Annotated in this window: 21 protein-coding genes; 11 read left to right on the plus strand and 10 right to left on the minus strand. The window is 74.3% G+C overall.

The genetic code is table 11. The features are described from left to right. The first annotated feature begins 307 nt into the window (after positions 1–307). Positions 308–1270, plus strand: a complete 963-nt coding sequence (locus tag LG634_RS30665; protein ID WP_226738573.1) for a zinc-binding dehydrogenase — start codon at positions 308–310, stop codon at positions 1268–1270. 78 nt (positions 1271–1348) lie between these two features. Here the strand turns inward: LG634_RS30665 and LG634_RS30670 are convergent, their stop codons facing one another. Both LG634_RS30670 and LG634_RS30675 read right to left on the minus strand, forming a co-directional pair. Then, a complete protein-coding gene (locus LG634_RS30670) occupies positions 1349–2290 on the minus strand; it encodes a PadR family transcriptional regulator (protein WP_226738574.1) in 942 nt (313 codons plus the stop codon). A gap of 1 nt (position 2291) precedes the next feature. Continuing rightward, positions 2292–3170: a DUF4097 family beta strand repeat-containing protein gene (locus LG634_RS30675; RefSeq protein ID WP_226738576.1), complete on the minus strand. Its 879-nt coding sequence runs from the start codon at positions 3168–3170 to the stop codon at positions 2292–2294. Between the two features lie 147 nt (positions 3171–3317). Between LG634_RS30675 and LG634_RS30680 the strand changes: the two genes are divergently transcribed. Continuing rightward, the gene (locus tag LG634_RS30680; protein ID WP_264203812.1) at positions 3318–4142 is read left to right on the plus strand and encodes a hypothetical protein; all 825 of its coding nucleotides are present in this window, start codon (positions 3318–3320) and stop codon (positions 4140–4142) included. A 94-nt stretch (positions 4143–4236) separates the two neighbouring features. Continuing rightward, positions 4237–4788 carry a GPP34 family phosphoprotein gene (locus LG634_RS30685; protein ID WP_226738578.1) on the plus strand — a complete coding sequence of 184 codons (552 nt, stop codon included), beginning with the start codon at positions 4237–4239 and terminating at the stop codon, positions 4786–4788. A 421-nt stretch (positions 4789–5209) separates the two neighbouring features. Here the strand turns inward: LG634_RS30685 and LG634_RS30690 are convergent, their stop codons facing one another. Then, positions 5210–6151 (minus strand): LysR family transcriptional regulator, encoded by a 942-nt coding sequence (locus tag LG634_RS30690; protein ID WP_226738580.1) that lies wholly within the window; start codon positions 6149–6151, stop codon positions 5210–5212. A 236-nt stretch (positions 6152–6387) separates the two neighbouring features. On the opposite strand from LG634_RS30690, the gene snpA reads away from it, so the two are divergent. Beyond that, positions 6388–7041, plus strand: a complete 654-nt coding sequence (gene snpA / locus LG634_RS30695) for a snapalysin (protein WP_226738582.1) — start codon at positions 6388–6390, stop codon at positions 7039–7041. A 67-nt stretch (positions 7042–7108) separates the two neighbouring features. Here snpA and LG634_RS30700 read toward each other — a convergent pair whose 3' ends face one another. From LG634_RS30700 to LG634_RS30720, 5 genes are all read right to left on the minus strand, one after another. Then, on the minus strand, positions 7109–7315 hold the full coding sequence (locus LG634_RS30700; RefSeq protein ID WP_226738584.1) for a hypothetical protein: 207 nt from the start codon (positions 7313–7315) through the stop codon (positions 7109–7111). A gap of 26 nt (positions 7316–7341) precedes the next feature. After that, positions 7342–7923: a dihydrofolate reductase family protein gene (locus LG634_RS30705; protein WP_226738586.1), complete on the minus strand. Its 582-nt coding sequence runs from the start codon at positions 7921–7923 to the stop codon at positions 7342–7344. Between the two features lie 105 nt (positions 7924–8028). Next, positions 8029–8631, minus strand: a complete 603-nt coding sequence (locus tag LG634_RS30710; RefSeq protein WP_226738588.1) for a GNAT family N-acetyltransferase — start codon at positions 8629–8631, stop codon at positions 8029–8031. A gap of 138 nt (positions 8632–8769) precedes the next feature. Further along, positions 8770–9801 (minus strand): family 2 encapsulin nanocompartment cargo protein polyprenyl transferase, encoded by a 1032-nt coding sequence (locus tag LG634_RS30715; protein WP_226738615.1) that lies wholly within the window; start codon positions 9799–9801, stop codon positions 8770–8772. After that, a complete protein-coding gene (locus LG634_RS30720; RefSeq protein WP_226738590.1) occupies positions 9798–11207 on the minus strand; it encodes a family 2B encapsulin nanocompartment shell protein in 1410 nt (469 codons plus the stop codon). The genes LG634_RS30715 and LG634_RS30720 overlap by 4 nt, the downstream gene beginning before the upstream one ends. A 239-nt stretch (positions 11208–11446) precedes the next feature. On the opposite strand from LG634_RS30720, the gene LG634_RS30725 reads away from it, so the two are divergent. The 4 genes from LG634_RS30725 (at position 11447) to LG634_RS30740 (ending at position 15026) form a co-directional block, all read left to right on the plus strand. Continuing rightward, a complete protein-coding gene (locus tag LG634_RS30725; RefSeq protein ID WP_226738592.1) occupies positions 11447–11914 on the plus strand; it encodes an RrF2 family transcriptional regulator in 468 nt (155 codons plus the stop codon). A gap of 164 nt (positions 11915–12078) precedes the next feature. Then, the gene (locus tag LG634_RS30730; protein ID WP_226738594.1) at positions 12079–13269 is read left to right on the plus strand and encodes a globin domain-containing protein; all 1191 of its coding nucleotides are present in this window, start codon (positions 12079–12081) and stop codon (positions 13267–13269) included. A 153-nt stretch (positions 13270–13422) separates the two neighbouring features. Next, entirely contained in the window at positions 13423–14013 is a 591-nt protein-coding gene (locus LG634_RS30735; protein ID WP_226738595.1) for an N-acetylmuramoyl-L-alanine amidase, read from the plus strand. 65 nt (positions 14014–14078) lie between these two features. Then, entirely contained in the window at positions 14079–15026 is a 948-nt protein-coding gene (locus LG634_RS30740) for a 1-aminocyclopropane-1-carboxylate deaminase/D-cysteine desulfhydrase (RefSeq protein WP_226738596.1), read from the plus strand. 3 nt (positions 15027–15029) lie between these two features. Here LG634_RS30740 and LG634_RS30745 read toward each other — a convergent pair whose 3' ends face one another. After that, complete coding sequence (locus tag LG634_RS30745) at positions 15030–16625, minus strand: Na+/H+ antiporter (protein WP_226738597.1); 1596 nt, start codon at positions 16623–16625, stop codon at positions 15030–15032. 47 nt (positions 16626–16672) lie between these two features. Between LG634_RS30745 and LG634_RS30750 the strand changes: the two genes are divergently transcribed. The 3 genes from LG634_RS30750 (at position 16673) to LG634_RS30760 (ending at position 18492) form a co-directional block, all read left to right on the plus strand. Continuing rightward, positions 16673–16933, plus strand: a complete 261-nt coding sequence (locus LG634_RS30750; RefSeq protein WP_226738598.1) for a UBP-type zinc finger domain-containing protein — start codon at positions 16673–16675, stop codon at positions 16931–16933. Positions 16934–17128: 195 nt separating this feature from the next. Continuing rightward, positions 17129–17542, plus strand: coding sequence for an ATP-binding protein (locus tag LG634_RS30755; protein WP_226738599.1), 414 nt, complete (start codon positions 17129–17131; stop codon positions 17540–17542). Between the two features lie 17 nt (positions 17543–17559). Further along, positions 17560–18492 carry an RNA polymerase sigma factor SigF gene (locus tag LG634_RS30760; protein WP_372482522.1) on the plus strand — a complete coding sequence of 311 codons (933 nt, stop codon included), beginning with the start codon at positions 17560–17562 and terminating at the stop codon, positions 18490–18492. 58 nt (positions 18493–18550) lie between these two features. On the opposite strand, the gene LG634_RS30765 is transcribed toward LG634_RS30760, so the two are convergent. Continuing rightward, entirely contained in the window at positions 18551–18985 is a 435-nt protein-coding gene (locus LG634_RS30765) for a hypothetical protein (protein ID WP_308072716.1), read from the minus strand. Positions 18986–19009 lie beyond the last annotated feature (24 nt).

A 19009-nucleotide genomic window follows, 5' to 3' on the forward strand; every position in this document is an offset into this window, starting at 1 on the left:
CCCCGGCTGGCGCCGGGCCCCGGGCTCCGCCCGGACCCGCACCACAACCGCCGGAGGGGCTGGAAGTTGCCGGCGCGGCGGGATACGCCTCCGAAGCCGGGAGGTACCGGCGCGGCCGGGTGCGCCTCCGGGGCCGGGGGGGGTGCCGGCGGGGCCGGGTGCGCCTCCGGGGCCGGAGGGTGCCGGCGGGGAAATCAAGCCCGTCCGGCGATTGAGGGCCGGGGTCCGGGGCGGAGCCCCGGGTTCGGGGCGGACAGCCGGGGTGGGGGCTGGCCGACCGGGCTACCGGCCGGTAGCGTCTGGGCGCATGTTCGCTGCCTACGCCGCCCGCATCAGCCCCGACCGCCCCCTGGACGGCCTCGTACTGGGCGAGCGCCCCGCCCCCGCAGAACGCCCCGGCTGGGTGACCGTCGACGTCCGCGCCGCCTCCCTCAACCACCACGACCTGTGGTCGCTCCGCGGCGTCGGCCTCTCCGAAGCCCAGCTGCCCATGATCCTCGGCTGCGACGCCGCCGGCGTCGACCAGGACGGCAACGAGGTGGTCGTGCACTCGGTGATCGGCCAGAGCGGCCACGGCGTCGGCCCCGACGAACCCCGCTCCATCCTCACCGAGCGCTACCAGGGCACGTTCGCCGAGCAGGTCACCGTCCCCGCGTGGAACGTCCTGCGCAAGCCGAAGGAGCTGTCCTTCGAAGAGGCCGCCTGCCTGCCCACCGCCTGGCTGACCGCCTACCGGATGCTGTTCACGAACGCCGGTGTCCGCCCGGGCGACTCCGTCCTCGTCCAGGGCGCCGGCGGCGGCGTCGCCACCGCCGCGATCGTCCTCGGCAAGGCCGCCGGCCTGCGGGTCTACGCCACCAGCCGGGACGAGGCCAAGCGCCGCCGCGCGGTGGAGCTCGGCGCGCTGGACGCGTTCGAGCCCGGCGCCCGCCTCCCGCACCGGGTGGACGCCGTCATCGAGACCGTCGGCGCCGCCACCTGGTCGCACTCGGTCAAGTCGCTGCGCCCCGGCGGCACCCTGGTGATCTCGGGCGCCACCAGCGGCGACCGCCCCGCGCACGCCGAGCTGACCCGTATCTTCTTCCTCGAACTGAAGGTCGTCGGCTCGACGATGGGCTCGAAGGACGAGCTGGAGGACCTGCTCGCGTTCTGCTCGGCCACCGGCGTCCGGCCGGTCATCGACGAGGTCCTGCCGCTGGACCGGGCCCGCGAGGGCTTCGCGAAGGTCGAGGCCGGTGACCTGTTCGGCAAGGTCGTCCTGACCGTCTGACCCCCGCCCCGGTACGCCGTGCGCCGCGCGCCCCGTCCGTCCGCTCCGGGTGGACGGGGCTCGCCGGGTCTGCGGCCGTCAGCCCGTACGCCCGCCCGGCCGCAGGGTCCGCCCGAGCGCCTCGGCCGCGCCCGCCAGGTGCCCGTGCGCCTCCCGGAGCTGCTCGGCGCTCACCCCGTGGTCGCGGGCCGCGTCCCGGACGTCGTCGCGGAACCGGTCCAGCAGCCGGTCCAGGTCCCGCACCGGGTCCCCGCTCCGCGGCACGTCGGCCGCCCAGTCCGCCGCGCCCGGCTCCCGGCCGGCGCCGCCTGCCGGGTCCCGGTCCTGGCCGAGCCAGGCCGTCGCCTCCCGGGCCAGGTCGCCCAGCTGCGAGGTCAGCCCGGAGAACCCGTCCCGGACGCCGAGCCGGGTGAACTGGTCCTGCATCTGGCGCGCGATCCGCTGCACGTCCTCGCGGGCCTTCTCGTGCGCCTCCTGCGCCTGCCGGCGCGCCTGCTGTGCGTCCTCGCGGGCCCGCCGGCTCTCGTCCTTGGCCCGGCGGGTCTGCTCCTTCCACTCCTGCTTGGCCCGGCGCAGCTCCTCCTTCGCCGCCTGCCAGGCCTCGCTGTCGAGGAACCCCTCGTCGTGCCGCTCCCCGGCGGACGCGGCCGCGGCCCGCACCTCGCGGCGCAGCTCGCCGGCCGCGCCGCGGACGTCGTCGCGGATCTCCGCGGCGAGTTCGGCGACCGACTCGCGGATCTCCAGCTCCAGGTCGGCGAGTTCACCGCTGCGCCCGGCCAGCTCGGCGCGGCCGGCGTCGGTGATCGAGTAGACCTTGCGGCCGCCCTCGGTGGTGTGGGTGACCAGCCCCTCGGCCTCCAGCTTGGCGAGCCGCGGGTACACGGTGCCGGCGGAGGGCGCGTACAGGCCCTGGAACCGCTCTTCGAGCAGGCGGATCACCTCGTACCCGTGGCGCGGCGCCTCGTCGAGGAGCTTCAGCAGGTAGAGGCGCAGACGGCCGTGGGCGAAGACGGGCGGCATGTCAGAGCACCTTCTTGTCGAGGGCGAGCGGGTCGGCGGGGCTGCCGGGTTCGGTGTCGGGGCGGCGCAGCAGGGCGATGGCGCCGGAGAGGGTGGTGGCCTTGAGGCTGCCGGTGCCGGCGCCGAGCGTTCCGGTGATCCGCTTGGCGCCGAACCGGCCGGAGACCCGCAGGTCGTCGAAGGCGTTGGTGACGGTGCCGCCGGCGGTGTTGGCGTCCACCCGGGCGTCGGCGGGGTGCGGCAGCCGGATGGCGACCTCGCCGGACACGGAGGTCACGCAGATCTCGGCCGGCCGGCCGGCCGGGTCGAGGTCGAGGACCAGGTCGCCGCTGACCGATTCGGCGCGTACCGAGTCGGCGCCGTCGACCACGGTGATCGCGCCGGACACCGAGCGGACCTGGAGGCCGCCGGTGACGGACTGGGCGTCGATGGCGCCGGTCACGGTGTTCGCGCGGACCGGGCCGGCCAGCCCGACGAGCGTCACGTCGCCGTTCACGGCCAGCACGTCGGCGGGGCCGGTGATCCCGGAGACGACGGTGGTGGCGGCGACGGCGCCGATGCGGACCCGGGTGCCGGGCGGGACGGTCAGGGAGACGACGGCGGAGCGGCGCCGGCCCTCGCCGTCGAGCCAGTTCTTGATGCCGGACCACTGGAGGTCCTCATAGGTGACGGTGAGGACGCCGTCGGCCAGGTCGACCGCGAGCGGCGGGCCCTCGACCTCCGAAACCTCCAGCCGGGCGGTCCCGTCCTCCTCCCGGACCTCCGCCCCGACCACGTTCACAGCGCCGCTGACCAGCCGTACGCACAGCTCGGTCACCGGCTCCTCGAAGAGCAACTTCCGCGGTCCGCTCACCGACCACGTCGGCTGGGCATTCGTCACTGGTCCTCCTCGACTGGCGGCCGGACTCGACTGGCACGACGCAACATATCGCGTCTTGTGCGAGACACGATATATCGCGGTCAGGTGAAGTCAAGGTAAGGGCGCCCGGAATGCTCCTTTTCTGGCGATTTGCCTTAGCGTGTGGGCATGCCGATCTCCATGTCGACCGCCGGCGGGCTGCTGCTCTGCCGTGCCCAGCCGCCGTCCGTGCGCCCCGCCGCCCATCTGCTGCGCGAGCCGCTGCTGCTCGCCCCGGCCGGGGAGCGGTGGAGCGTGCTCACCCCGCAGAACAAGCCGTGGCGGGCCGGCGGTGCGCCGGACGGGGAGGCGCACCGGGTGGACGAGGTGCTGACCGGCTGGGCCACGGCGCTCGCGGTGGGCGTCAACTGGCCGGTGCTGGGCCTGTGGTGGGACGGCGGCCGCACCGGCTTCGCGCTCGCGGCCGGCTTCCGGCGCACCATCGGGTACGGCTGGCACGCGGACGGCACCCCGGACGGCGACCCGGCCGCGCTGCGCACGCTCGGGGCCCGGCTGGCCATGGACCCGGTGTTCGACCTGGCGGCGCTGGAGGAACTGGCCCGGCCCGATCCGGCCTCCGACGCCCGGGCCCGGCTGACCGGCCTGGTCGCCGTCCTCGGCCGCACCGGCCTTGCCCTGCCGCCGGGCCTGAGCCCGGGCGAGCCGGCCGACCGGCTCCGCGAGGCGGCCAAGGTCGTACCGGGCGCGGAGCGGGTGGAATGGTCGGGCTGGCGGGACGCCGTACGGGCCGAGTTCGACGCCGTCGACCACGGACCCCTCGGCCCCTGGCTCCGCGCCCCGCGCCTGCTGGGCACCGCCCAACTCGCCGCCGGCGTCCCCCTCCTGCTGTGGGGCGCCCGTACGCGCAACCCCGGCTGGGCCGCCGCCGGAGCGCTGCTCACCGCGCACGGCGCCGTCGCGCTGACCCGCACCCCGTCCGGCGGGGCCGGCTGAGAAGCGCTCGAAGGCCGCTCAAGGGCCGGAACCAGGGCCGGATCCCGTACGTCCCCTGATCCGTAGGTCATGTCGACGGGGACGGGGAAATCCGATGCGGGTCACGCTGGGCGAGGAGATCATGCTGCTGGCGCTGGACGAGGAGTCCGGCACCGAGCGGGAGCGGGCGGCGGCGGCCTGGGCGGTGGCGGCCGGCACGCTGGTCGAACTCAGCCTGGCCGGACGGCTGTCGGTGGCCGGCGGCCGGCTCGGCGTCCGCGACACCGCGCCGACCGGGATCCGCCTGCTGGACGGCCGGCTGCGGCTCGCCCACGACTGGGCCGAGCGGCGGCGCCGGCCGTCCGTCGGCGACTGGCTGGCGCTGGACGCGGCGGGGGCGGCCGGGGCCACGGCCGACAGCCTGCGGCGGCGGGGACTGGTGATCGCGGACGCGGGTGCGCGCGGGCCGTTTCCGGTACGGCGGGTGCCCGGCTCGGACGGGGCCGTCGAGCGCGGTCTGCGCGCCCGGCTCGCCGCCCTGCCGCACGATCCGCGTACCGGTGCACTGGCTGCGCTGCTGCATGCCGCGGGGATGGCCGCCCCCGCCCCGGAGCCGGAGGGTTACCCCCTCCCCCTCCGCACCCCCCTGCTCACCGCCGCCGTCTGACCACCCCGGCGAACCCGGTCCTTGGGGCTCCGCCCCAAACCCCGCGCCTCAATCGCCGGCGGGGCTTGATCTTGGGGCTCCGCCCCAAACCCCGGTCCTCAAACGCCGGACGGGCTGAAGTTCCCCCCGGCCCGGACACTGCGGGTGAAACCCAGCCCCGCCGGCGCTTGAGGCACGGGGTCCGGGACAGAGCCCCGAACCTCTGAGCCGCGCCCGCCATCGGGGCACGGGCGGAAATCCAGCCCCGCCGGCGCTTGAGGCGCGGGGTACGGGGCAGAGCCCCGAATCTCTGAGCCGCGCCCGCGATCGGGGCACGGGCGGAAATCCAGCCCCGCCGGCGCTTGAGGCGCGGGGTACGGGGCGGAGCCCCGGGTCTTTGAGCCGCGCCCGCGATCGGGGCGGGCGCGACGGCCCCGCGGGGTCACAGGGCGGACAGGACCGTGCGCCCCCGGCCGTAGAGCCAGGCACGGTACGCCGGCGGATGGAGGGCCGCCTCACGATAGGAGGCACGGAGATCCTCGTACAGCCCCGCATACGGCATGGCCGGCCGATGCGCCAGCAGCAGCCGGACCGCGAGCGGATCCCCCCGCAGGGGAAGGATCGCCATGTCGTCCCGCGGCACGGACGTCGGCTGGCACGGAGCCACCGCCTCACCCGTCACGACCATCGACGCCGCCGTGTGGTAGTCCCCGTGCAGGAAGGCCGGTTCGCAGCCCGCCTCCGCCAGCACCCGCCGCAGCCCGTCCCACTCCCCGTCCACGGACGGATCCACCATCCACCGGTCCCCGGCCAGCTCCGCCAGGTCCACCTCGCCGCCGCGGCCCGCCGCAGGATGGTCCCGCGCCAGCGCCACGAACTGCGGCTCCCGTTCCACCAGCACCCGCTGCTCCAGCCCGGCCGGCATCCGCAGCGGACACCCCTCGACCTCGTGCACGAACGCCACGTCCAGCAGCCCGGCCGCGACCATCCGCAGCAGCGCATTGGCCGACACGTCCACCAGCAGAGTCGTTTCCGCACCCGGGAACCGCTCCCGTAACCGCCGCAGCCACCCCGGCAGTGCCCGGCTGGCCGTCGACCCGATCCGCAGCCGCGGCCCGCGCGCGGCGGCCCGCGCCTCCTCGACGAGCGCGGCCATGCCGTCCAGCAGCGGCCGCGCCCGGCCGAGCACCTGCCGGCCGAGCGGCGTCGGCCGGCACCCGGTCCGCTCGCGCAGGAACAGCTCGCCGTCCAGCGCCTGTTCGATCCGCCGCAGCTGCGTGCTGAGCGAAGGCTGGCTCACGCCGAGCTGCCGCGCGGCCTTGTGCAGGCTGCCCGTCTCCGCGATGGCGCACAGCGCGCGCAGATGCCTCACCTCCAGCTCCATGAGCCGAGGGTAGGTCGGCCCCCAGGGTCGCACCAGCCACTGACGAACCATCGATTTCCGCCATTTTCACGGCAGTTGACGACCCGGTGAAAGTCGGCCGGAACGGGGCGATAACCCCGCGCTATCCCCGTCCGACATCATCCCCGGCAGCCGACCGCTCCCCCAGACTCCGGTACCGAACGACCGCCTCGTTCACCCAGCCGACCCAGCTGGACCGGACCTCTTTGGAGCCCCCCATGCCCAAGTCCCGTACGACCGCGCTCGCCTCCATACTCGGCCTCGGCCTGGCCGCCGCCATCGGCGCGGCCCCCGCGGCCAGCGCGGCCCCGGCACCGGCTGCTGCCGGATCTGCCGCCTCGTACGCCGCGTACGAGCAGTCGAAGGAGAACGCGGCCGCGAACAAGGCCTTCTTCCAGGCCGTGATGAAGTCGGTGGCCGAGAAGCGCGCCGCCAACCCGGGCGCCCTCGCCGTCACGGTCACCTACAGCACTCGCAACGCCCCCAGCTTCCGCACCCAGATCGCCCGCAGCACCCAGATCTGGAACAGCTCGGTGGCCAACGTCAAGCTGCAGGAGGTCAGCTCCGGGGCCAGCTTCCAGTACTACGAGGGCAACGACTCGCGCGGCTCGTACGCGAGCACCGACGGCCACGGCCGCGGGTACATCTTCCTCGACTACCGGCAGAACCAGCAGTACGACTCCACCCGCGTCACCTCGCACGAGACGGGCCACGTGCTCGGCCTGCCCGACCACTACTCGGGCCCGTGCAGCGAGCTGATGTCCGGCGGCGGCCCCGGCACCTCCTGCCGGAACGCCACGCCGAACTCGGCCGAGCGCTCCCGCGTCGACTACCTGTGGCGCAACGGCCTCGCGTCCGCCCTCGCGAAGTAGGCGGTACGTCCGCAGCCCGGCCCGCCCGGCCCGTCCGGGCGGGCCGGGCTGCCCGCATGTCCGGCGGTCACTGCTCGGCAGCTGCCTCTTCGGGCACGTACTGCGGGCAGTCCGGATTGCGGCAAGGGGCGGGCCGCCACTCCGGGACGAAGACCGCGAGGCTCTTGTGGCGCTGGACCACCGTTTCCACGGGCCGTCCGCAGGCCGGGCAGCGGAACGGGTGCTCGGCCTGCGGCGCCGGCGTCGGGTGCGCCTGGTGCTTCTCGTCGCCCATCTCTCCACGGTAGGCCCGCGGAGCCGTCAGCGCTTGCGTGCGTACCGGGAGACCACGACGGCGCCGTCGAAGGTGCGCACGTCCTCCAGGACCAGCTCTCGGGGCGCGAAGCCGGCCCGGGACATCGGCATGCCGGTGCCGGCGAAGACCGGGTAGGTCTTGATCACGTACTCGTCGATCTCGTCGACGAGCTGTGCGGCCAGGTCGGCGCCGCCGCAGAGCCAGATGCCGAGCCCGTCCTCGGCCTTGAGCCGGCGCACCTCGGCCGCGACGTCCCCCTGCAGGAGGGTGACCGCCGGGTCGGGTGCCTCGGTGAGCGAGCGGGTGACGACGTACTGGGTGAGGTGGGCGTACGGGCTGGCGTCGCCCAGCTTCCAGCCCACGTCGTAGGTGCCGCGGCCCATGAGGACCGTGTCGAAGTGCTTCGCCTGCGAGGCGTCGACGCCCAGCTGGGCGAGGCCGGCGGCGGAGATCGTCTCCGGGTACTCCGCCTTGAGGTACTCCAGGAACTCGCCGCCCACCCACTGGTAGAAGAAGTTCCCGTCGCCTTCGGGGTCGCCGATGAAGCCGTCGACCGAGGTGGCGATGAAGTACGTGAGCTTGCGCAAGAGCAGCCTCTTTCCGAGGGTTCCGCGGCCGCCCCTCCGGCGACCACTGCATGGAAAGTACTACGCATGCAGTGGTCACACAAGGGGTTTCCGTCCGCCCGCGCGTCACCCCCTCGGCTTGCGCCACATCGGCCACATCTGCGGCCCGTCCGGCAGCTGCACCGCCGTGCCCGTGAACGCGAACCCGAGCCGCTCGTACAGCCCCCGGCTGCGGGCGCTGCTCGCCTCCAGGTACGCAGGCAGCCCCTCGCGGTCGCAGCGCTCCAGGACCGGCCCGATCAGCTCGGTGCCCAGGCCCCGCCCCTGCCGGCCCGGGGCGACCGCGATCATCAGCAGGTAGGCGTGCTCCTCGCCCGTCGGGTGCACCGCGCCCGTCAGCCGGCCCACCAGCTCGCACCGCTCGTTGTCCGGATCGGCGGTCCGCCGCATCAGCGCCGGCACGTCGTCCTCCTCCGCGCCGCCTTCCGGGTCCCCGGCCGGGACCCGCAGCCACAGGGCCGCCGCCGAGCCGTCCTCGGCGAGGTCCACCCAGCCCTCGGCCAGCGCCACGTCGACGAACACCCCGAGGAACTTCCCGTGCACGGCCCGCCGGTGCGCCGGGTCGGGGAACACCCAGCTGCTGACCGGGTCCTCCTGGAAGGCCCGGTCCAGCAGGGCCGCCACCGCGTCCCGGTCGTCCGCGCCGGCCTGTCGTATCCGAAGTGCCACAACCGCCACCTGTCGTACTCGAATCGGTCAACAATGCGACCAGATCCTAGAGTTGACCGGATCCCGGGCACGCCGGAGGCCCGTCCGCATGACCGAAACGGTCCTGCGGACGGGCCCTGGAGACGCACCGCCCGACGGCTACCGGGTGCGGCGCGTCACGAACTCCGCCAGCGCCAGCAGCCCGTCGGCCGCGGCCGGGTCGGGCACCGCGCGCGACAGCTGCTGCACGGCCCGGCCCATCCGGTCCACGGCGTGGGCCTGGGCCCAGTCGCGGCCGCCGGCCCGTTCCACCGCCTCGGCCGCCCGCCGTACGTCGTCCCCGGTCATGGGGCCGGCGTACAGCCGGGCCAGCTCCTCCCCGGCGGCCGTGCCCGAGGTGAGCGCGGCCACGACGGGCAGGGACTTCTTGCGGGCGGCGAGGTCGGCGCCCGCGGGCTTGCCGGTGTGTTCCGGGTCGCCCCAGATGCCGATGAGGTCGTCGATGAGCTGGAAGGCGAGGCCCGCCTCCCGCCCGAACGCGTCCAGCGCGGCGACCTCCTCCTCGCCCGCCCCCGCGTACAGGGCGCCGAGCGCGCAGGAACACCCGAGCAGCGCCCCGGTCTTGGCCATGGCCATGGCCAGGCACTCGTCGAGGGAGACCTCGGCCTTCCGCTCGAAGGCGCAGTCGGCCTGCTGTCCGGCGGACAGCTCGATCACGCAGTCCGCGAGCCGGGCCGAGGCCCGCGCCCCGGCCGGGTGCCGGTCCGCCGCGAGCACCCGCAGCGCGAGCGCGAGCATGGCGTCCCCGGCCAGGAGGGCGTCCGGTATGCCGAAGACGGTCCAGGCCGTGGGCCGTCCGCGGCGCCGGGCGTCGTCGTCGATGATGTCGTCGTGGAGCAGGGTGAAGTTGTGGGCCAGCTCCACGGCCGCGGCGGGCCGCACCGCGGCCCGGGCGGAGCCGCCGAGGGCCCCGGCGGCGGCGAGCACCAGGGCGGGCCGGATGGCCTTGCCCCCGCGCCCGTCGGCCGGTGTGCCGTCGGCCTCCTCCCAGCCGAGGTGGTACGCCGCCACCCGGCGCAGCGTGCCGGGCAGTTCGCCGACCGCCCGGCGCAGCTCCGGTTCGACCGTTTCCCTGGTGGTGTCGAGCAGGGCGGCCGCGGCCTCCCGCCCCTCGACGACGGGCGCGCTCAGTTCAGCCGGCCGATCTGCACGTTCTCCAGCACACCGAGCGCGTCCGGGACGAGCACGGCGGTGGAGAAGTAGGCGGTGACCAGGTAGGAGATCAGCGCCTGCTCGTTGATGCCCATGAAGCGGACGGACAGGCTCGGTTCCAGCTCGTCCGGCAGGCCCGGCTGATGCAGGCCGATGACGCCCTGCTCGTCCTCGCCGGTGCGCATGCAGAGGATGGAGGTGGTGCGGGCGTCGGTGATCGGGATCTTGTTGCACGGGAAGATCGGCACCCCGCGCCAGGCCGGGATGTGGTGGCCGCCCACCTCGACCGGGGTCGGGTAGATCCCGCGCTTGTTCCACTCGCGGCCCATGGCGGCGATGGCCTGAGGGTGGGCGAGGAAGAACTTCGAGCCGCGGCGCATCGCGAGCAGCGCGTCGAGGTCGTCCGGGGTGGGGGCGCCGTCGTGCGGCTGGATGCGCTGCTCGTAGTCGGCGTTGTGGAGCAGGCCGAACTCGCGGTTGTTGATCATCTCGTGCTCTTGGCGCTCGCGGAGCGCCTCGACCGTGAGCCGCAACTGCTGCTCGGTCTGGTTCATCGGCTGGTTGTAGAGGTCCGCGACGCGGGTGTGCACGCGGAGCACGGTCTGGGCGATGCTCAGCTCGTACTCGCGGGGGCGGGCGTCGTAGTCCACGAAGGTGCCGGGCAGCACGGGCTCGCCGGAGTGGCCGGCCGAGAGGTCGATCTCGGCCTCGCCGTGCTGGTTGGTGCGCTGGTCCGGGAGGGCGCGCATCTCGCCGATGTGCGCGCGCAGCGAGTCGACGCGGTCGGTGAGCAGCCGGAAGTCCTGCCGGGTGAGGACGAGGGCGGTGCCGGGGGTCACGGCGCGGGCGGTGAACTCCCAGATGGACTCGTCGTCGACGAGGCTGTCCTCGCCGAAGTACGCGCCGTCGGCGACGGTGCGCAGCACGGTGTCCTCGCCGTAGTGGCCGGGGCCGACCTGCTCGATGCGGCCGTGCGCGATGAGGAAGACCTGGTCGGAGGGGCTGCCGAAGGAGGTCAGCTCCTGGCCGGCGGCGAAGTCGACCTGGCGGCACCGGTCGGCGATCTCGGTGAGCACCGCCTCGTCGTCGTACGTGCGCAGCAGCGGCAGTTCGCCGAGCTCCGCCGGGATGACCTGGACCCGGTCACCGGTCTTGATGAACGTGACGCGCCCGTCGCCGACCGCGTAGCTCAGCCGCCGGTTCACCCGGTACGTGCCGCCCTGGACCGATACCCAGGGGAGCATCTTCAGGAGCCACCGGGAGGTGATCTCCTGCATCTGCGGCACGGACTTGGTGGTGGTTGCCAAGTTCCGTGCGGCCGAGGTGGCGAGACTGCGCTGCGGCAGCGCCTGCGCCTCGGATTCGGAACCTGCCTGGACCGACATGTCATTCCCCTTCGACACTCCATGGATATGCCGGGCCAGCCTTCCAGCGGGGGCGTGACGCGACCATTACACAAATGGGTGGGACTGGATCGCACAGATGTGGGCACGCTCTGGAGTTCATCCCCGGACGTCCGGAGCGCCGCGGGACCCGCGGTTTCCGGCCATACGCCGCCGGGCGACCCCTGCCGCCACCGCCTTCTTAATTTGCGTCCCAGATGCAAGTTTTCTACGGTGACCCCATGCGCCTGACCCGGTTCACCGACCTCGCCCTGCGGGTGCTGATGCGCCTCGCGGTCGACCGCGGCGACTCCCCCACCACCCGGGACGTGGCGGCGACGATGCAGGTCCCGTACACGCACACCGCCAAGGTGGTGGCGCGGCTGCAGCACCTCGGCCTGGTCGAGGCGCGGCGCGGCCGGGGCGGCGGGCTCGCGCTCACCCCGGCCGGGCACGCCGCGTCCGTGGGCGGGGTGGTGCGGGAGCTGGAGGGCGCGGACGACGTGGTCGAGTGCGAGGGCGCGACGCCGTGCCCGCTGCGCTCCGCGTGCGTGCTGCGCGGGGCACTGCGCCGGGCCCAGGAGGCGTTCTTCGCCGCGCTGGACCCGCTGACCGTGGACGACCTGGTGACGGCGCCGACCGGGCCCCTGCTGCTGGGCATCACAGGCGGTCCGCCGGCGGGCCGGCAGGCCGGAGGTCCCGGCTCCTAGGGCCCTTCGGGCAGGCCGTACGGCCGTTTGGCCGATATCCGGCGGATCCCCAGGCCTCCTACGGTGAACCCGTCACCCCCATCGAACGCATGTCCGCACTGCGACGGGCTTCCGTTCACCCAAAAATACGAATCTCAGATACCAATTAACGCGAGGAGTCCCCGATGCTGTCCGAGAAGTCGGCCGCCACCGTCCGCGCCACCCTGCCCGCCGTGGGAGCGGCCATCGGCGACATCACCGAGCTCTTCTACGAGAAGCTGTTCGCCGCCCACCCCGAGCTGCTGCGCGACCTCTTCAACCGCGGCAACCAGGCCGCCGGCCTCCAGAAGCAGGCGCTGGCCGGCTCCATCGCCGCCTTCGCCACGCACCTCGTCGAGCACCCCGGGACCCGGCCCGACGTGATGCTCTCCCGGATCGCCCACAAGCACGCCTCGCTCGGCGTCACCGGCGAGCAGTACCCGGTCGTCCACCGGCACCTGTTCGCCGCGATCGCCGAGGTCCTCGGCGAGGCCGTCACCCCCGAGGTCGCCGGGGCCTGGGACGAGGTCTACTGGCTGATGGCCAACGCCCTCATCACCATCGAGGCCCGGCTCTACGCCGCGCAGGAGGTGGCCGCCGGGGACGTCTGGCGCAGCTGGCGGGTCGAGGGCCGCACCGAGGAGACCGCCGACTGCGCCACCTTCCGGCTGGTCCCCGCCGACGGCGCGCCGGCCCCCGCCTTCCGGCCCGGCCAGTACGTCTCCGTCCAGGTCGAACTCGCCGACGGCGCCCGGCAGATACGCCAGTACAGCCTGTCCTGCGCGCCCGGCTCCGCGGCCCGCTCGATCACCGTCAAGCGGGTGCACGGCGGCCCCGGCCCCGACGGCGAGGTCTCGAACCACCTGCACGCGCACGTCCGCCCCGGCGACCTGCTGCGCGTCTCCGCCCCGTACGGCGACCTGGTCCTGGAGGACACCGCGGCACCGCTGCTGCTGGCCTCCGCCGGCATCGGCTGCACCCCGATGGTCTCGATGCTGGAGCACCTGGCCGACACCGGGCACCAGGCCCCGGTCACCGTCGTGCACGCGGACCGCAGCCCGGCCGGCCACGCCCTCGCCGAGGAGCACCGCGGGCTGACCGCCAAGCTCGCCGACGGACGGGCCCACTTCTGGTACGAGGAGGGCGCCGCCGAGGCCGACCGCTCCGGCCTGGTCGACCTGGACGCCGTACCCGTGGCGCCCGGCACCCGCGCCTACCTCTGCGGGCCGCTCCCCTTCATGCGGGCCGTCCGCACCCAGCTGCTCGCCAAGGGCGTCCCGGCCGCCGACATCCACTACGAGGTGTTCGGCCCCGACCTGTGGCTCGCCGCGGCCTGACCGGCCCCGCCGGGCGGGCCGCCCGTTCACCGCGAGTGACCGGATCGGCTCGCACGGTGTACGAACGGAGTAGCGCGGAAGGGGTTCCTCCGGTACACCCCCGGTACGGGCGGTCGCGACCGGCGGCCGTCACGTCCGCAAAGGAGGCCACCGGTGGCCGAACCCATGTCCGCGGGAGAGTTCAAACACGCCCTGGTCAACGAGGGACTGACGGTCGTCGAGGTCGGCGACTGGCGCAGCCACAACCGCAACCACAAGGGGCCGTGGGGCCCGGTGCACGGGGTGATGATCCACCACACCGTCACCCACGGCACCGCGACCACCGTCCGTATCTGCCGTGACGGGCACTCCCGCCTGCCGGGCCCGCTGTGCCACGGCGTCATCACCAAGGACGGCCGCGTCCACCTGGTCGGCTACGGCCGCACCAACCACGCCGGCTCCGGCGACCGGGACGTCCTCGCCGCCGTCATCGCCGAGAAGGCGCTGCCGCCCGACAACCAGGCCGACACCGACGGCAACGCCCGCTTCTACGGCTTCGAGTGCGAGAACCTCGGCACCGGCAAGGACCCCTGGCCGGCCGTCCAGCTCGACGCCATCGCCCGCGCCGCCGCGGCGGTCTGCCGCCGGCACGGCTGGACCGCCCGGTCCGTCATCGGCCACCGCGAATGGCAGCCCGGCAAGATCGACCCGGCCGGCTTCACCATGCAGTCCCTGCGCGACCGCGTCCACGAGCGCCTGAAGTAACCCGCCGGCGCCCCGCCCCGCCGCCCCCGCTGCCGGCCCGCCCGGCAGCGGACCACAATGGGCGGGTGGACCCCCTCGACCCCCTCGGCCGCCTCGACCCCCTCGGCCTCGGCGCCCTGCTGCACCCCCGCCTCCCCTCGCCCCTGACCGAGGTCCGGGACGAGCGCTTCGACCGGCACGGCGTCCGCCTCCTCCTCAAGCGGGACGACCTCGTCCACCCGGAGATCCCCGGCAACAAGTGGCGCAAGCTCGTGCCGAACCTTGCCGCCGCGCGGGCCCGGGGCGCCGGCCGGCTCGTCACCTTCGGCGGGGCCTACTCCAACCACCTGCGGGCCACCGCGGCCGCCGGCCGGCTGCTCGGGCTGGAGACGGTCGGCATCGTCCGCGGCGACGAACTCGCCGGCGCCCCGCTCAACCCCTCGCTCGCCCGCTGCGCCGCCGACGGCATGCGGCTGCACTTCGTCACCCGCTCCGACTACCGCCGCAAGTCCGACCCGGCCGGACTGGCCGCACTGCTGCACGCCGCCGGGGCCGAGGGCGCGTACCCGGTCCCCGAGGGCGGAAGCAACGCCGAGGCCGTCCGCGGCTGTGCCGAGCTCGGGCGCGAGCTGCGCGGCACGGCCGACGTGGCGGCACTGGCCTGCGGGACCGGTGGCACCCTCGCGGGGCTGGCCGCCGGCCTCGGGCCGGGCGCCCGGACGCTGGGCGTACCGGTCCTCAAGGGCGGCTTCCTGGCGGCGGAGATACGTTCCCTCCAGCAGGCGGCGTTCGGCGGCCCGGCCGGCGACTGGTCGCTCGACGAGCGCTTCCACTGGGGCGGCTTCGCCCGGGTCCCGGCCGCACTCGACGCCTTCGCCGCGGACTTCGAGCAGCGCCACGGGCTGCCCGTGGAGCGGCTGTACGTCGCCAAGCTGCTGCACGCGCTGGCCGAACTGGCCGGCGAGGGCGCCTTCCCGCGCGGTTCCGCCGTCGCCGCCGTGATCACAGGCCCGCCGCTCGACACCACGGCCTGAGGATCACTCCGCCTCCCGGTAGGCCGCCGCCTCCTCCAGGTCCAGCCGGCGCAGCAGGGTGCGGAGCATCTCGTCGTCGATGCTGCGGGCGTCGCGCAGGGCCACGAACACCTCGCGCTCGGCGGAGATCATCTCGCGGGACAGCCGCCGGTACGTGTCGTCCGCGGACTCCCCGGTCTCCGGGTTGACCGCGCCCAGCCGCTCCCAGACCGCGTTCCGGCGCCGCTCCAGCACCGTGCGCAGCCGCTCGGCCAGCGGCAGCGGCAGCGCGTTGGCCGGGTCGTCGAGCAGGGCGGCCAGCCGGGTCTCGGCGGCCTGCGAGGCCTGGCTCTGGGCCTGCGCCTCGGCCAGCGTCTCGGCCTGTGCGTCGCGGGCCGGCAGCCGCAGCCGGCGGATCAGCGGCGGCAGGGTCAGGCCCTGCACCACCAGGGTGCCGATGACGGTGGTGAAGGTGAGGAAGAGGATCAGGTTCCGGTACGGGAAGTCCTCGCCGTCGTCGAGCGTCACCGGGATCGAGAACGCGATCGCCAGCGAGACCACGCCCCGCATCCCGGCCCAGCCCACGATCACCGGCGCCTTCCAGGTGGTGTCCGGCTCCCGCGCCCGGATCCGCTCGGAGGCCATCCGCGGCAGGAAGGTGGCCGGGAACACCCACACGAAGCGGGCCGCGACCACCGCGAGGAACACCGCCAGCGCGTACCAGGCCGCGTGCAGCCCCTCGTACTCCCCCAGGTCGGCGAGGACCACCGGGAGCTGGAGACCGATCAGGGCGAAGACCACCGACTCCAGCACGAAGGCCACCATCTTCCACACCGCCTCCTCCTGGAGCCGGGTGGCGAAGTCGACCTGCCAGGCCCGGTGGCCCAGGTAGAGCGCGACCACGACGACGGCGAGCACACCGGAGGCGTGCACCTCCTCGGCGACGGCGTACGCGACGAACGGGATCAGCAGCGAGAGCGTGTTCTGGAGCAGCGGCTCCCGCAGCCGGGTCCGCAGGTGGTGGAGCGGGACCATCAGGACGAGGCCCACCGCCACCCCGCCGACGGACGCCAGCAGGAACTCGGCGATCCCGCCGGCCCAGCCGGCGCCCTCCCCCACCACGGCCGCCAGCGCCACCTTGTAGGCGGTGATCGCGGTCGCGTCGTTGACGAGGGACTCCCCCTGGAGGATGGTCGTGATCCGCGGCGGCAGCCCCAGCCGGCGGGCGATCGCGGTGGCCGCGACGGCGTCCGGCGGGGCGACGACCGCCCCCAGCACGAGCGCGGCGGTCAGCGGCAGCCCCGGCACCACGAGGTACGCGGCCCAGCCGACGGCAACGGTCGCGAAGAGCACGTAGCCGACCGACAGCAGCGCCACCGGCCGCACGTTGGCCCGCAGGTCGAGGTACGAGCTGTCCACGGCCGCCGTGTACAGCAGCGGCGGCAGCAGCAGGGGCAGCACGATGTGCGGGTCGAGCCCGTAGTCGGGCACCCCCGGCAGGTACGAGGCGGCCAGCCCCGCCGCGACCAGCAGCAGCGGCGCCGGCACCGGCGTGCGGCGAGCCGCGCCCGCCACCACGGCGCAGCCCGCCACCAGTGCCACCAGCGGCCACATCTCCATCGCCCCGACCCCACCCTCGCCTCGTGCTCCGTCGTAACCTGGCCATCATGAGCGAGTGCACGCACGTTCCCGAACTGCCGCGCCCCGAACCGGTGCCGCGGGCGATGACCTGCCCGGACTGCCTGGCGGTCGGCAGTCACCCGGTGCAGCTGCGGATGTGCCTGTGGTGCGGGCACGTGGCGTGCTGCGACTCCTCGCCGCACCGGCACGCCACCGCGCACTACCACGCGACCGGGCACCCGGTGATGCGCAGCTACGAGCCGGGCGAGACCTGGCGCTGGTGTTTCGTGGACGCTTCCCTCGTGTGAGGTTCGATCGGCGGCGAGGGGGTAGGTCAACCCTCCGCCGGTCGCCGTTATTTGGACCCGCAGACCCCTAGCCACTGTGCGTACCCGTCGGCTTACCATCAGTCACTGCCGCGGCACCGGGGGTGCCGCGACACGATCGCCCGCGGCGCGGTAGCGTCACCGGCGAACAGAGCTCGTACCACCTTGGAGGTGAGGGTGTCCCAGATCGCAGGCGAGCCCGGGACCCAGGACTTCGTGGAAGTCCGGCTGCCGGCCGCGGGTGCCTATCTGTCGGTGTTGCGCACGGCCACGGCCGGCCTCGCGGCACGTTTGGACTTCACCCTCGACGAGATCGAGGACCTGCGCATCGCGGTCGACGAGGCGTGCGCGATCCTGCTGCAGCAGGCCGTGCCCGGCTCCGTCCTCAGCTGTGTGTTCCGGCTGATCGACGATTCACTGGAGGTGACGGTCTCGGCACCGACCACGGACGGCCGGGCACCCGAGCGCGACACCTTCGCGTGGACGGTGCTGTCGGCGCTGGCCGGCAAGGTCGAGTCCACCGTCGCGGAGGACAAGACGGTCGGCATCAGCCTCTACAAACAGCGCGGCGCGGGACCAGGCCCGGCGTGAGCGGCGGGGACATCCCGGTGCGGGGCGGCGATGCGCCCCCGGTGCACGGTTCCGGGAAGATCGTTCCGGAACAGCAAGCGCGTCCGCATCCCGCGGAGGACGGCGCGGAAGACGGCTTTTCGGACTCGGCGGAGCGACGGGCGGGCCCCATGAGCGAGAACCAGCACGAGGCACACGAGCCACCGGTGGACGACCCCCGGGACCGCAGCGGCGCCCGTGCGCTGTTCCTGCGGCTCCGGGAGCTCCCCGAGGGCTCGCCCGAGCGGGCCGAGCTGCGCAACCGGCTGGTGCGGATGCACCTGCCGCTGGTGGAGCACCTCGCGCGGCGGTTCCGCAACCGCGGCGAGCCGCTCGACGACCTCACGCAGGTCGCCACGATCGGCCTGATCAAGTCGGTGGACCGGTTCGACCCGGACCGCGGGGTCGAGTTCTCGACGTACGCCACTCCCACCGTGGTCGGCGAGATCAAGCGGCACTTCCGGGACAAGGGCTGGGCGGTGCGGGTGCCGCGCCGGCTCCAGGAGCTGCGGCTCTCGCTGACCACGGCGACGGCCGAGCTGTCCCAGCAGCACGGCCGGTCGCCGACGGTGCACGAGCTGGCGGAGCGGCTGGGGATCTCCGAGGAGGAGGTGCTGGAGGGGCTGGAATCGGCCAATGCCTACAGCACCCTGTCGCTGGACGTGCCGGACACGGACGACGAGTCCCCGGCGGTCGCCGACACCCTCGGCGCTGAGGACGAGGCGCTGGAAGGGGTCGAGTACCGGGAATCCCTCAAGCCACTGCTGGAGGGACTGCCGCCGCGGGAGAAGCGGATCCTGCTGCTGCGGTTCTTCGGGAACATGACCCAGTCGCAGATCGCGCAGGAGGTCGGCATCTCCCAGATGCACGTGTCCCGGCTGCTGGCCCGCACCCTGGCCCAGCTCCGGGACAAGCTCCTCGTGGAGGAGTGAGCCCGCTGCGGTCCCGCCCTCCGGCGGGACCCACGGCCGGAGCCCGTTCCGGCACTCCCTAGCGCTGCTCGGCCCCGATGCCCAGGGCCTCGGTGGCCTGCGGGTTGAGCAGCAGGACCAGGACCGCGACGGCGGCCGCGGCGAGGGCGGCGGCGCCGGCGATCAGTGCGCCGCCCGCGTTGTAGAGGGTCCAGGCCACCGGCAGCGCCATCAGCTGCGTGATCATGGCCGGGCCGCGGCTCCAGCGGCGGCGCAGCCGCAGCCCGCGGGCGGCGACCAGCGGCAGGGCGGCGAGCGCGAGCATGGTGAGGCCGCCGGTCTCGGCCTGCTGCGGGGAGTCCGGGTCGCCGAGCAGACCCATGATCAGCATGTAGAGGCCCAGGCCGGCGAGGGCCAGGCCCTCCAGGGCGGTGAGCGCGGCCGCGGCGGTGAGCCGGGCCGGGGCGGGACCGGCGGGCGCGGCGGGGGTGGCGGAGGGCTGCTTCGTACTCACCCCAGCAGGGTAGCCCTGTCGTGG

This window comes from Streptomyces bambusae, assembly GCF_020532645.1.
In the GTDB taxonomy this organism is placed as follows: domain Bacteria; phylum Actinomycetota; class Actinomycetes; order Streptomycetales; family Streptomycetaceae; genus Streptomyces; species Streptomyces bambusae.